9 protein-coding genes and 4 pseudogenes are annotated in these 14252 nt (G+C 50.6%); 9 read left to right on the top strand and 4 right to left on the bottom strand.

Features of this window, described 5'->3' with window-relative positions:
• On the top strand, window positions 1-300 hold a 300-nt coding region (locus AC2FC2_RS19330; protein ID WP_490659733.1), incomplete at its 5' end, for a hypothetical protein.
• 463 nt (window positions 301-763) lie between these two features.
• Window positions 764-1975 (top strand): tyrosine-type recombinase/integrase, encoded by a 1212-nt coding sequence (locus tag AC2FC2_RS19325; protein WP_032730959.1) that lies wholly within the window; start codon window positions 764-766, stop codon window positions 1973-1975.
• Window positions 1976-2024: 49 nt separating this feature from the next.
• Here the strand turns inward: AC2FC2_RS19325 and AC2FC2_RS19320 are convergent, their stop codons facing one another.
• Together AC2FC2_RS19320 and AC2FC2_RS19315 are read right to left on the bottom strand one after the other, a co-directional pair.
• Window positions 2025-3857 (bottom strand): UvrD-helicase domain-containing protein, encoded by a 1833-nt coding sequence (locus tag AC2FC2_RS19320; protein WP_050597279.1) that lies wholly within the window; start codon window positions 3855-3857, stop codon window positions 2025-2027.
• A 38-nt stretch (window positions 3858-3895) separates the two neighbouring features.
• Window positions 3896-6193, bottom strand: coding sequence for an AAA family ATPase (locus tag AC2FC2_RS19315; protein ID WP_032729476.1), 2298 nt, complete (start codon window positions 6191-6193; stop codon window positions 3896-3898).
• Window positions 6194-6480: 287 nt separating this feature from the next.
• Here AC2FC2_RS19315 and AC2FC2_RS19310 point away from each other — a divergent pair.
• The 7 genes and pseudogenes from AC2FC2_RS19310 to pqiC all read left to right on the top strand — a co-directional run.
• Window positions 6481-6651 (top strand): annotated as a pseudogene (locus tag AC2FC2_RS19310) (Arm DNA-binding domain-containing protein); the annotation flags it as partial.
• A 224-nt stretch (window positions 6652-6875) separates the two neighbouring features.
• On the top strand, window positions 6876-7706 hold the full coding sequence (locus AC2FC2_RS19305) for a VirK/YbjX family protein (protein WP_490659732.1): 831 nt from the start codon (window positions 6876-6878) through the stop codon (window positions 7704-7706).
• A gap of 96 nt (window positions 7707-7802) precedes the next feature.
• Window positions 7803-8834 carry an IS630-like element ISEc33 family transposase gene (locus AC2FC2_RS19300; RefSeq protein WP_046092923.1) on the top strand — a complete coding sequence of 344 codons (1032 nt, stop codon included), beginning with the start codon at window positions 7803-7805 and terminating at the stop codon, window positions 8832-8834.
• A gap of 48 nt (window positions 8835-8882) precedes the next feature.
• Window positions 8883-8954: pseudogene (locus AC2FC2_RS19295) on the top strand (hypothetical protein); the annotation flags it as partial.
• Window positions 8955-9040: 86 nt separating this feature from the next.
• Window positions 9041-10345, top strand: a complete 1305-nt coding sequence (gene pqiA, locus AC2FC2_RS19290; RefSeq protein WP_072023557.1) for a membrane integrity-associated transporter subunit PqiA — start codon at window positions 9041-9043, stop codon at window positions 10343-10345.
• The gene (gene pqiB / locus AC2FC2_RS19285; protein ID WP_004856914.1) at window positions 10332-11978 is read left to right on the top strand and encodes an intermembrane transport protein PqiB; all 1647 of its coding nucleotides are present in this window, start codon (window positions 10332-10334) and stop codon (window positions 11976-11978) included. The genes pqiA and pqiB overlap by 14 nt, the downstream gene beginning before the upstream one ends.
• A complete protein-coding gene (gene pqiC / locus AC2FC2_RS19280) occupies window positions 11975-12532 on the top strand; it encodes a membrane integrity-associated transporter subunit PqiC (protein ID WP_004856911.1) in 558 nt (185 codons plus the stop codon). Before pqiB ends, pqiC begins: the two co-directional genes overlap by 4 nt.
• Before the next feature lie 624 nt (window positions 12533-13156).
• Here pqiC and AC2FC2_RS19275 read toward each other — a convergent pair.
• Window positions 13157-13747: pseudogene (locus AC2FC2_RS19275) on the bottom strand (IS66 family transposase); the annotation flags it as partial.
• Window positions 13748-14098: 351 nt separating this feature from the next.
• A pseudogene (locus AC2FC2_RS19270) lies at window positions 14099-14236 on the bottom strand (transposase family protein); the annotation flags it as partial.
• Window positions 14237-14252: the final 16 nt, after the last annotated feature.

Raw genomic sequence — 14252 nt, 5'->3', positions numbered from 1 at the left:
GAGTTGGACTATTGCTGGTCTGAGTCCCGACGCGGCCAGCCGCCTACCATAGCATGGGTAATGGCGATACTGCTGATGGATAACCGACAATCAACGGTGAATGCCGCGTCTTCATTGGCTGAGACATTTAAAGCTGAGTTTGGGCCGCGCCCTGGCTATCCTGGGCGGTTCTATGGTTACAGCAATAACACCTCTGAAGATTCAGAAGGAAGGGGGCGTCCAGGCACAAATATTCCATATCTAGCATCTAACCTGAGTGATCTGTGGCTGTATTACTATTTCTACCAAGGGTCGCTGTAAAATCTACGCCGGGATGGACCCCGGCTATTTATCTTTGATTGCGGGATACTGCCATTGTGTCACTCCGGGGATGGTCATAGAGTAATGGCGATGAGGTGGGATAGGTTGGTGGGAATAGTGCCATGTTGGTGACGTCACCATGGTGACATGGACGAGCCACTAAAGTGTCATCATTTGCCTATTCGTGTCACTGTGAATGCAGAACGGCCAGTAATTACAATGAGTTAAAGTTTATGCCACTTTCTTCTAAGCCGTAGGTCACAGGTTCGAGCCCTGTAGGGCGTGCCATTTTGAAGTCAACACACCTCTACTTAATTCGCTTTTTATCCTTTATACTCCCTGAAATTACTGAATTTTTCTGTCTCGAGCTCTACCGAGGTCAACTCAGTTATACCCAAATCAAGCGGTATCTGGGGGCCTTTGAGGGGGCTCATCTCGTTCAATGGAAATTAGGGGCCCCTTTATGCCACTAAATGCACGACAGATTGATACTGCAAAACCCAAAGAAAAAGAATACAAGCTCACTGACGGGGGCGGCCTGTATCTGCTGGTAAAGCCTAATGGTGCGAAGTACTGGCGCTTGAAGTATCGTTTTTTGGGGAAAGAGAAAAAGCTCTCTATCGGTGTTTACCCTGACATCTCTCTGGCTGATGCTCGCCTGAAGCGTGAGGAGGCTCGGAAGATCATCGCCTTAGGCGGTGATCCTGGAGAAGAGAAGAAAGCTGAGAAGTTGGCTAAAAAAGCCAATGCCGAAAATACCTTTAAAGCTATTGCAGTAGAATGGCATGGGTACAAACGATCTAACTGGTCGAAAGGCTATGCTGACGATCTGATGGAGGCCTTCGAGAACGATATCTTCCCTGATATTGGTAAGCGTCCCATTGCTGAGATCAAGCCTCTTGAAGTGCTCAGCACACTACGCAAACTCGAAAAGCGAGGTGTGCTCGATAAGCTGCGTAAAATCCGCCAAGCCTGCAATCAGGTGTTCCGCTATGCCATTGTTACCGGCAGAGCCGAAACGAACCCTGCCTCAGAATTGGCGAGTGCGCTGACTGCACCTAAATCTACCCATTACCCCCATTTGCTAGCTGATGAACTTCCTGATTTCTTACAAGCCCTTGCTGCGTATACAGGTAGCCCGATCACCCGACTGGCTACTCGAATTCTGATGTTGACTGGCGTTCGCACCGTCGAGCTCCGCCAGGCTGAATGGAAAGAGTTTGATTTCGATAAACGTACTTGGGAAGTCCCGGTTGAAAGAATGAAGATGCGCCGCCCGCATCTGGTCCCTCTATCCGATCAAGTTTTGGCATCACTTCGTGAAATTCAGGCGGTGACGGGCCGTTACAACCTGGTGTTCCCTGGCCGTAACGACATTACGAAACCGATGAGTGAAGCGAGTATTAATCAGGTACTAAAAAGGATTGGGTATCATGGCAAGGCTACAGGGCACGGTTTCCGGCACACGATGAGTACTATCCTGCATGAACAGGGCTATAACACGGCATGGATCGAATTACAGCTTGCTCATGTGGATAAGAACACCATTCGTGGCACTTACAACCATGCACAGTACCTGGAGCAGCGCAGGGAGATGTTGCAGTGGTATGGGGATTATGTGGATGGGTTAATGAATAGGATAGTGTTATCCGAATCTTTTGGGAAAACAGGATGACTCAAGGAGATGCAGGGCCATGACGATGGTCCGGCATCCCCGCCCACGATTACTCAGGTATTCCGATGACAATTTCATCAGCATTAAACCAGCCTTGGTCCATCACGAATCGGCGAACTTGTTCCGGTGACGCTGCATAGGCTACGAGGGCCAGGCTTTGCTGCGCCCTGCTGCAGGTAACATAGAACAGTCGGCGAACTGCTTCAACCGAGGGATCGGTAACGCTTTTTGCCCCGAAAAGGTTCTCATATTTGAACATAAAACCCCGGGCTTCTTCATCGTCCATAATGACCATCACACGTTCGAATTCGAGTCCTTTCACACCTTGGTGAGTATCGAAAGGCGCTTTTCCAGATACGTAGGATGCAAATTTTTCGACCTGAGAGAAAGGGGCAAGTAAAAACTCGCCTATCGCCATTGTACGCTCACTCTGGTGGTCGGCATCACTTTCATCGACATACGGTGTTACGCTAGGTAGCGTATTATCGCTTGCTATACAGAGCTGCAGAGATTCAGGAATAGGCAAGAGCGCGCTATCCGCTACGAAGCGAAGGACATCGCCAAGCGAAGGATCAGAACCCTGTGCGAACAATGCCATAAGGCGTTCCATTGCTGCCGATGCTAACTTCAGTTGCGAGCGTTGATCTGCTGCGTATTGCAAGGCATCTGGGCTGACTAGCGACGATCGTTTTTTTAGAATTCTGGCTATGGAAAAACGGTCTTCGGCAAACTTTGCCTGAATTAATGGCAGCATCTCATCAGTAAAGAATCGAACGCAGGGTAAAGAGCCATCAATAAGATTGGTTCGCCAACTTTTCACGCTATACAAAGGGGCAAACAGCTCTAAAAAGCCTAACCGACTGGCGGCCATGTGATGTTCCAATGTGAGGCATTTGCAGAGCGCCAAATTCCGCCATTGTTCATCATCGGCAACCTCGGCCATATACATCGCAATTTTTCGCTCGGCAGCAGGTTTATCAACGGTATGATTAGGAAGCACGAAAAGCCTCACACTGCCTTCAAGGCTGTTGGTTCGTGGCCGTTGTATCTGTTTGTCCACTGCGCTACGTACGGTGTTAATTAATTTTACGATGCGTTTTGGGCAACGGTGATTCATCTGTTTTCCGGGGGTTGCCCAGTCGGCAGGCAGATTTTTATCTAGTCCGTCTTTACCATCGCTATAAATACGCTGCATCATGTCGCCAATCAGACCGAGAACGAATGTCTCTTTATGTTGAGCCTGAACGGCAAATAAGGCTTCTATCAGAAATTTATTGGTATCCTGACTCTCATCGATAAGCAGAATGGGATTACGGCCGATCAAGATGTTCTGCATGGTCGGTTTTGTTGTTAAAAAATAGGCGGTGAGATGAATCACCTCCGCATGATTCAGCGAATCGCGGCCGAGATTTTCTCCGGTTGGGCTGTAAACAAAACGTTTGACGTTATCGAGGTTTTGAAGGCGTTTGGTTCTCGAGGCGATTTTTTTTAAGCGGGTTCTTGATGCCTCCGTACCTTTTCTCCCTTTTGCTTCTTCTGCTTCAAGCTTTGTGATATCGGTGGTTATTTTCGCGCGAAGCCATTCACGGATATCACGGTTAAGCCCTTCTATCAGCGACCAGGCGAAGCTATGTATAGTCGAAACGTCTATAGTCGGATCAAAATCCAGGCGGCGTTGAATTTCTTCGCTCGCCGCATTGGTATAAGTGATGACAGCGACTCGTTGTCCTTTCAGCCGAAGTTCATCCCCGAATGTGTCGCGCACATACTGGAGAGCGGATACCAGCGATCTTGTCTTTCCTGAACCGGCGCCGGCAAAAAGGAAGAAACTTTTTGGGGTGTCGAGGTCAAGACATTTTCTGATTTCCGCATCAGCCGGCATGTCTATCTCATCGTCGGGAATTATAGTTTCCAGCCTGCTCACTCTCCCACCTCCGTTTTTCCAAGAACATCATATTCTTTACGTTTCAGCTGTTCTGCTAGCCAGACTAACCCCTCGTCAATGTACTGTGGGACCTTCAGCCGCTCGATTTCCTCACTAAAAAGGACATCGAGAGCAAATTCGGCCTTTGTCCCATTTTTCAGTGCCTCAAATATCTTTCTTGCCAATTCGCTGAGATCGGCGGACTCCTTTAGCGCTTCACGAAACTTTGCGATGAGCCCATAACCGTCCAGGTTGGCGAATAGCCCCGGATTTTCATACACGAGGGCATCTTCGAAAGTGTTGGCTACTGCTTCAAGCGCTTCTTCAGACTTGAATGGCATGAAAATAGGTGTTTGATACGCCACCCGGATGGCATAGCCGCCTGGTTCGGCAAGCACTTTGCGCTCACTTTCCATGTCGAGGAGTGCATCGAAAGATTCTTCCTTAGGTAGCCACGTTTTCACTGTCTCATTGCGGGCTCGTTGGCCCATGCCTCGTTTCGGGACAACCGCAGCATTGGTGGTGCCGTCTTTGGCGTCAATGTCTGTGATGATCAGGGTATTGAGACCCAGATGTTCAATCAAATTCTTCAATCGGTGTGCATGGCTCCCGCCTATTTCAAGCCATGTGATATAGCTACGCTTTAAGTAAGCATAGGCTTCACGCTCACGAACAAAATGGGGAACGAGAATACGCTCAGCCGGACCTTCCACGAGTATCGCTCCATCGGCGAAGAAGAGATCGCAGTGGGTAGCTTTCAAATATCGTTTCACGAAACGTTCGGTTTTGTCTTTGCCATCGAAGACTTCCGAAAGATTGATAACGGAAGTCAAGGGTACAGCACCGCTTTGTGCGAGTGCTGGTAGCCGCCGAAAGTAACGCAAAGACGAAAACTCAGCTTCATGGGTAAGGTGGCTGGAGTGGGTACTGATGATCAGTTGAGTTTGAAGGCGTGAAGAATCCTTTAGCTTGTCATGTTTTCGCAGAACACCGTAGGCTTGCTTAATAAAAACTTGCTGAACTTGTGCATGTAAATGCGCTTCAGGTTCTTCAATCAAAACTAGATGAAGCGGTGGAATGAGAGTTTCTTCCGCCACCTTTGATTTTCCAGCCTTTCCGACTTTCATCCAGTTATCACGAAATGCCATGAGTGCGAAGACGATGGAGACGAGATTTTGGTAACCAAGTCCGTTCGAATCTTCGGGAAGGCGATGTGCGCCAAAAGAACCGGTAACATGGGTTGGCACTTCGTATTGCACGGCGGACGGATGATTAAGCCCATCGATAGGCCTGATGTTGGTGGTTATTGTCAGCTTGGGGTCGGTAACGCCGGGATAGCCAATATTTTCCAGTTCGGTCAAGGCATCTGAGAAGCAATCTGCTAAACGCGTGCCGAAAGCCGTTTGTGCTTCATGCAATGCCATCAACGCCTGAAGGTCTTTGGGTTCCGGCGTATCGAAAGGATCCAAGTGTTGGCTATAGTAGTTGCGCAGCTGGCTGGAAAGTTTTTTCCCCATTCTGGGTTCAGCCATATCCTCACGTGATTCGTTACCCCGCGTATACCCTGTTTGATCGCTGTGCCCAAATCCACGCTGTGCGCTAATCTCGTCGATACGAATAAGACCATTAAACGGATCCCCGCCATCGATAGGGTCACTGCTTTCTGGGAGTGTTTGAGGGGAGGCTCTACCTTCTTCCGGCATTTTCAGTTTTGAAGGATCAAGCAAATAAGCACGGATCTCGAAAGTAGAGCGCATTCTTTGGGCTAAAAACTCCATCATCGAACGCGGCCAAAGTGCAAATGCGGTTGTGGAGCTTACTTGTTCACCGTACTCTTTAGCTTGGGCCATAACTTCGGCGGCTGCGCGTTTTGCCGTGAGATATTCGTGTTGCAGTGCGTCAGGGTCCTTGGGTTCAAAACGGAGGCGCACACCTATGCTTTCCCCATCCCAATCCAGCGTGGGCAAAATCTTTTGTACGTGATGAAGTTCATTTGGAGGAACGTCGAGCCATACATCCAGGAATGGTGAGAAGCGATCCCACTGAATCGGCTCTTGGTCATCAGGGGCTGCTTCCCATTGCATAGCTGCTGCATCAATTTGTGGCCAATAAGATAGGGTGAGGTCATTGATGGAGAAACCAGAGCGTTCAACCAGAAATCGACGAAGTGCAATCATAGCGGATGTTTTCCCGCTGTTGTTGGCTCCGACGAAAATAGTTGTTTTCTCTGAAAAATCTATATGAACTGCTTTCAATTTGCGAAAGTTAGCGATTTCTATGTGTTTTATCCGCATAATTACCCCACGAGATATCTTATTTTCTGAACTGCAAGCGTGGAAAGAGGAAGGTAATTCCCTATTTCTTATGTTGGCAGAGTTTTACTCATTAAACCATTAAATTAATACAGGTGTGCGAGCATGGCCAAGCCTTGTTTCGAAATCATGTGACCCACCTTTCATTGTTCGCTTTATATCGACAATTAATCTGGTATTAAGTAAGGCTAACCAAAATAATGATTTCAAACTAATCATTGCAACGGGAATGATTTCCTTGTGGATTTAATGAGTGAGATTTTAATAATATAAGCGACAGCCTCCTGCTTAGAAATTTGAGGGGGAGCTGCTGGCGGCTTCGCTATCGGTTTCTGGGCAAAGAGAAAGCGCTCGCTCTGGGAGTCTATCATGAAGTCTCGTTATCAGAAGCAAGGGAAAAACGCGATGCGGCGAGGAAGCTGATAGCTGAGGGAACTGACCACATTACTTGACTATCTGGATAGCATCTATACGAAGCTAAATGTCAACATTTAATGAAGAAAAGACCACGGTAACGGCATGTCTTTAGCGCTCTTCAGCCTTCTTTATCAAACATTGATAATTGGTGGATAATAAATTAACAATTATCAGTTAGTATTGAAGAAATATTTATTTTTATAAATTCAACTGTAAAAGTAAAAATAGCACTTGTAGGGTAAGTATCTTGAAAAAAAACATCATCTATGAATTGCTCTCGGGAAGGTTCGTTCCTGCTCCTGTATGGAGAAAGAAGAGCTTTCGTGCAAAGTTCTTACTTCGACTTATTTTATACTATTCAGCGACTAAAAAAGTACTATCCATTTTAACTCAAAAAAGTGAGTTAAAATGGGTGTTGTATAATCAACACACATTTCCTTGTAAGCCGCATCGACAATATTTGACGCGTAACCTCAATGCAAAACAACGCGCATCAGCAATTGTTAGCCATTACCAGTATGTGTCATCTCTTAATAGCAGAATACTGTCCAACGCATTGATAAAACGAGAAGAAACAGTTTTGGTCGAACTCATCGGCAGAGAAGAGACCCATTTTACTATTTCAGTATCCTGTGCGCATAAAGCTGAACGAGAAGGTGAGTCAACGTTATGGTTACGTGGCGACAATAAAGAGCTACTTGCCAGCATGACCTTTTCGGCCGTGTCTGAAGAAGGTGAATGGCATTTCATCATTGGTGGTCTACAAGGTCCTGGTCAGCACGTACCCCGCGAGGCTATCAAAGAAGCTACCCGTGCTCTGTCAGGCATTTTCCCAAAACGTGTTTTGATGGAATTTATTAGCCGCCTCGCTGAGTTCACCTCAGTGCATGCTATTTATGGCGTTAGCGATAATGGGCATGTCTTTCGCTCACTGCGCTATCGGCTGAGCAAAGGTCAGCATTTGCATGCAAGTTATGATGATTTCTGGTCGCTGATAGGTGGGATAAAACAGAATTCGTGGCGCTGGCAACTACCTTTGACGTTTGAAAGGAAATCATTGGAACATATCCCTAAATAGCTGCGCGGAATAGTAGATCACTGAAAGGGAACTCAGCCCGGATTGTGCGATCTGATCAATCGCCAAACCAACCAAAACCACCAACCGGACTGAGCGATGCCGATCATAGCACCAATACCCCGTGGCGAACGACGCCTGATGCAGAAAGCTATTCATAAAACGCGCGATAAAAATCATGCCCGCAGACTCACGGCCATGCTGATGCTTCATCGGGGTGAACGGGTCAGCGATGTTGCCAGAACTCTCTGTTGTGCCCGTTCATCCGTTGGTCGCTGGATTAACTGGTTTACGCACTCAGGTATTGAAGGCCTGAAATCCTTACCCGCAGGGCGCTCCCGACGCTGGCCTTTTGAACATATCTGCACCCTGTTACGTGAGCTGATAAAGCATTCTCCCGGCGATTTTGGTTATCAACGTTCACGCTGGAGCACCGAATTACTGGCAATAAAAATCAATGAGATAACCGGTTGCCAGTTACATGCAGGAACCGTTCGCCGCTGGTTGCCATCTGCGGGGCTTGTATGGCGCAGGGCCGCGCCAACTCTGCGTATCCGTGACCCACATAAAGATGAAAAGATGGCGGTAATCCACAAAGCGCTGGATGAATGCAGCGCAGAGCATCCGGTATTTTATGAAGATGAAGTGGATATCCACCTTAATCCTAAAATCGGTGCGGACTGGCAGTTGCGCGGACAGCAGAAACGGGTAGTGACGCCGGGGCAGAACGAAAAATACTATCTGGCCGGCGCACTGCACAGTGGCACGGGTAAAGTCAGCTACGTGGGCGGCAACAGCAAAAGTTCAGCGCTGTTTATCGCTCTGCTGAAGCACCTGAAAGCCACTTACCGGCGGGCGAAAACAATCACGCTGATCGTTGATAACTACATTATCCATAAAAGCCGCGAAACACAGCGCTGGTTGAAAGCAAATCCCAAGTTCAGGGTAATTTACCAGCCGGTTTACTCGCCGTGGGTGAATCATGTGGAACGGCTATGGCAGGCACTTCATGACACGATAACCCGTAATCATCAGTGCCGCTCAATGTGGCAGTTACTGAAAAAGGTCCGCCATTTTATGGAAACCGCCAGCCCATTCCCCGGAGGAAAACATGGTCAGGCAAAAGTGTAGCGGTATTAGGCGCAGCTATTTAGCAAAAAGCGAGCGGAGTATCGTCGGCGATTCAAAATTTTAGATGATATAGCAGAGCAAGTTCGCACACTTAATACGGCGTGCCTATGCGCGAAATAAGTTTAATGAGGCTATCATGCTCATTATTGGGCAATTTTTAGTGAGTCAAGTAACCAGTACGTTGCTCCTCTAATTCAGAGAAAAAAATGTTGCCATCAGTCAGTCGGCCAGCCCTACAACCAATCGATTCTTCGTCACAAAATAAGACACTTTGCCAGCAATGTGACATGTTGGCAGTGTTGCCGCCGTTGTCCCATGGCAGCAAAGCGGTATGCTCGCGCTGCAAAACCACGCTCAGCACCCGCTGGGACGAGCCGCGCAAGCGGCCGATCGGTTACGCGCTCAGCGCCTTGTTCATGCTGGTGCTGGCCAACATTTTCCCGTTTATCAACATGCGCGTCGCCGGCCTCGGCAACGAAATCCGGCTGATCCAAATCCCGGAAGTGATGGTGGCGGAAGACTACGCCAGCATGGCCACCTTGTTTATGGTGTTCGTGCAGCTGATCCCAGCGTTTTGCATGGTGGCGATTATCCTGCTGTGCGCCAGAGTGCGCTTGCCGCTGGGGCTCAAAGAGTGGATGGCTCGGGTGCTGTTCCAGTTCAAGACCTGGTGCATGGTGGAAATTTTCCTCGCCGGGGTGCTGGTCAGCTTCGTCAAGCTGATGGCTTACGGTGATATCGGCATCGGCAGCAGCTTCGTGCCGTATTGCCTGTTCTGCCTGCTGCAGGTGCGCGCCTTCCAGTGCGTGGATCGGCGCTGGCTGTGGCAGGACATCGAACCGGCGCCGTGCCTCGATCGCCCGCTGACGGTGGGGCGCACCGGCATGAGCCAGGGCGTGCGCTCCTGCGCGTGCTGCACGGCGATCCTGCCGGCCAGTCAGGTGCGCTGCCCGCGCTGTCACACCAAGGGCTACGTGCGCCGCCGCCACAGCCTGCAATGGACGCTGGCATTGCTGGTGACTTCTGTCATGCTTTATATACCGGCTAATCTGATGCCGATCATGGTGACCGAGGCGCTGGGCAACAAGATGAACTCCACCATCATGGCAGGGGTGATCCTGCTGTGGGGAGACGGTTCTTACCCGGTGGCGATGGTGATTTTCATCGCCAGTATCATGGTGCCGTCGCTGAAAATGCTGGCGATCGGCTGGCTGTGCTGGGACGCCAACGGCAGGAAGAAGCCGCGCGCCGACAGCGAGCGTATGCATCTGATTTATGAAGTGGTCGAGTTCGTTGGCCGCTGGTCAATGATCGACGTGTTTGTGATCGCAGTATTATCGGCGCTGGTGCGAATGGGGCAGTTGATGAGCATTTACCCCGCGACGGGCGCGGTGTTGTTCGCACTGGTGGTGATCCTCACCATGTTCGCCGCCATGACATTTGATCCCCGGCTGACCTGGGATCGCGCAAGTGAAACAATCAACAAGGAGCCGCAAGGTGACGGAAAATAATCATAGCGTCGCGGACGTTGAGAAGATAAAACGCTGGTCGCCGGTGTGGATTATTCCCATCGTGACCGCGCTGATCGGCGCCTGGATCCTGTTTTACCACTTCAGCCATCAGGGGCCGGTGGTGACGCTGGTTACTACGACGGCGGAAGGGCTGGAAGCGGGTAAAACCAAAATCAAAAGCCGCAGCGTTGACGTCGGGGTGGTGGAAACCGTCACGCTGAGTGATGACATGAGCAAGGTAATGGTGCAGGCACGCCTCAATTCCGGTATGGAGAAATTGTTGCACCAGGACTCCGCCTTTTGGGTGGTGAAGCCGCAGATCGGCCATGAAGGCGTCTCCGGCTTGGGTACGCTGCTCTCCGGCGCCTATATCGAACTGCAGCCGGGCAGCAAGGGTAAAGACGGCAAAGACAACTATCAGCTGCTCGACGCGCCACCTTTGGCCCCACCGGATGCCAAAGGGCTGCGCATCGTACTGGACAGCGAGAAATCAGGCCAGCTCAATGCCGGCGATCCAGTGCTGTTCCGCGGCTATCGTGTTGGCTCGGTGGAGACCAGCTACTTCGATCCTAAAGCGCGCGCCATGCGCTATCAGCTGTTCATCACCGCGCCTTACGACCAACTGGTTACCACCAATGTGCGCTTCTGGAAAGACAGCGGCGTGGCGTTCGACATGTCGGCGCAGGGCATGCGGGTGGAGATGAGCTCGCTGACCACGTTGTTTAGTGACGGTGTCAGCTTCGATGTGCCGGACGGTTGGGGCCGCGGTGAGCAGGCGAAAGAGAAGGCGGAATACCAGCTGTTCGACAACCAGCGCAGTACGCAGGATTCGCTGTATACCGAGTATAAGGAATACCTGCTGTTCTTCTCCGATTCGGTACGAGGCCTGCAGCCGGGCGCGCCGGTCGAGTTCCGTGGCATCCGCCTGGGCACGGTGGCGCAGGTGCCATTCTATAAAGAGGGCATGGCGCAGCGTCTGGATAACGATTATCGCATTCCGGTGCTGATCCGCATCGAACCAGATCGACTGCATAAACAGCTGGGCGGCAAATTCGATATCGAATGGCACTTGAAAGACGCCGAGTCACGCGGTCTGCGTGCTTCGATGAAGTCCGCCAACTTGCTGCTTGGTTCGTTGTACATTGATCTCGACTTCTATCCGCAGGAGAAACCGTGGAAAGGACCGCGTGAGGATTTCGGTTATCCGCTGATGCCGACCACCAGCGGCGGTCTGGCGCAGATCCAGCAGAAACTGATGCTGGCGCTGGATAAGATTAATTCGATGCCGATCAATCCGATGATCAACGAAGCGACCAAGACGCTGGCGGAAAGCCAGAAAACGTTGAAGTCGACGCAGCAGACCATGAAGTCGTTGAACGACATCATCGCCAGCAAAGAGATGCAGGCGCTGCCGCAGGATATGCAGAAAACGCTGCTGGAGCTGAACCGCAGCATGAAAGGATTCCAGCCTGGTTCACCGGCTTACAACAAGATGGTAGGCGACATGCAGCGCCTCGACCAGGTGTTGCGTGAGCTGCAGCCGGTGCTGCGCACCCTGAATGAGAAGAGCAACGCGCTGGTGTTTGAAGCCGCCGGCAGCACTGACCCTCAGCCGAAGAAGGCCACGAAATGATGAAATGGATCCCGGTAGCCCTGGCGCTGTTGCTCAGCGCCTGCAGCAGTTCACCACAGAAGACTTACTATCAGTTGCCGGCGCTGGGCGCGCCGGCGGTGGTCAGCAGCAGCGGCGCCTCCACGCGCCAGCTGTGGCTGGAGCACGTGAGCGTGGCGGATTATCTGGCGCAGAGCGGCGTGGTGTATCAGACCAACGACGTGCAGTATGTGATTGCCCAGAACAATCTGTGGGCCAGCCCGCTCGACCAGCAACTGCAGCAAACGCTGGTCACCAACCTGAGCAGTGCGCTGCCGGGCTGGGTGGTCTCTTCGCAGCCGATGAGCAGCGATCAGGTTGTGCTGAACGTGACCATCAGCGGTTTCCACGGCCGTTTTGACGGCAAGGCGATCATTCGCGGCGAGTGGGTGCTGAACCGCCAGGGGCGTTTGATCAAACGGCCGTTCAGTCTGGAGCTGAAACAGGGTGAGGACGGTTATGACGCCCTAGTACGCACCCTGGCGCAGGGCTGGCAGCAGGAAGCTCAGGCTATCGCTCAAATACTAAACCTCTGAGCGAAGGTTGTGCCAATCGAAAAGATACGCCAAATTCCTAGGGTAAAAGCACGTAGCTCTAAATAAGCAAGATTCATTGCCGCCATCTTCTGCTTGCGACTGATACTCGCTTTCTTGCTTGTTTCTAAACGAGCATGTTAAGCGCCATATGACGCATACTACCCAGGAGTTTAGCGGCATTACCGCGATCGACCTGACTGGCATCCTCATTCATCATGACATCGGGCACCTAGTGCAATCGGTTTTCAATTTCCCAGTATCTTCGAACAATGTTGGGAAAATGTTCGGATGTCAGCACTGCAGAACTGATATAGTAACGGTATCTAGCGACTCTTTCCCCCTACTGAATCAATGCGATAACCTATCGCTATACCCAGTGTTTGAAGCCCCTGCCAGTCAGGGTAATGAGCAGCCAGTTCCTGTGCTGGTATTACGTAGCATTTGCGTGCTTCGATATGCCCATGTTCATACTCGATACTGCAGCCTGGATTTTCTTGAAGCAACGGTTCTAACGCTTTTTTACCGCCTTTTTCAGATTTATTTGGTTGCCCTTTACGGCTAGCAGATAATCGCCATCTTGCTTCACAATCGTAAGCGTTAAGCGAGCGCCGTATTGACTACTATTTATTGGCTTATTGGCGAGATCTCTACGTTCCATGGCCGCAGTTCGGCCACTTTGTTGCTCTGAGCCACTCCGGCGGGACGCTCAGGAATAGCGAAGGTAGGCTTCCGGATCGATACCGTTCAACCTGCATGTCCCGATAAGTCCATACAGCATGGCTCCGCGCTCGCCACCGTGTTCGCTCCCGGAGAAGATATAGTTTTTGTTACCAAGACAAACCGCACGCAGCGAGCTTTCTGCGGCGTTGTCGTCAGTTTCGATCAGAACATCATCACAGTAGTAGCACAAGGTATCCCACTGATTGAGCACATAAGCTAACGCCTCTCCCGGCTGGGATTTTTGCCCGATTGCCGGGCGTTCTGCTATCGGGAGGCCGTCTACTACGTAAAGCTCACCAATACGTTTTGCTGTCGCTGTTGAGTGCTTATATAGACGTCGTGGATTTGGCAGCGCGCATGGGCCTAGTATGCAGCTTCTGTTAACAGACCACCGTCACGCTCTGGGTTGAATTAGCTGTCTTACCTTGCAAAGGTATCCGCCTGCAACACACCATGATAATGGCGAAGATGTTGCTGAGGATGCTTCTCCAGCCGGTGTATCTCACGGGGAGGGTGTTCAGGGAGAAGTTTACGGTGACAGGACTGGCACTGCTGATAGGGTACCTGCGGATCGTCTTCCTCTAGTTTTTTACCTGACCAATTACAACGCTATTCGCCGCGCAAAAACGCTGATCATGTGGAGTGTTGAGCACCGCTCTTTTCGATTGTACACGCTACGAAGCACCTTACCATCGGTAGCAATCAGGCCACCGTGAGAGTGCGTGTGGACTATAGTATCCGTTTCAAAAAGCGCTCCTGAAACTGGTCAGGCCCAATAGAAGAAACCACTCTAGCAATAGAGTCATGAACAGGAATACCCTGATAGAACAAGCCGTTATTCTGAAGTCAATCAAGGTGCGCTTCGTCAAAGTCTTCGATATCTTCCCAGCCATCCATGCCTGCAATGGTGACGCATATCGTCAGAAACAAGATGTCGAACAAAGGGTACGAAATTTTGGCTGACGATCGTGGTACTTGTATAACAGAAAAGTACCGAGAA

Source organism: Serratia sp. CoH_122_TC_1 (assembly GCF_058191755.1).
Note: the sequence above shows the minus strand (reverse complement) of the source record. Positions and strands in the feature narration are given on the sequence as shown.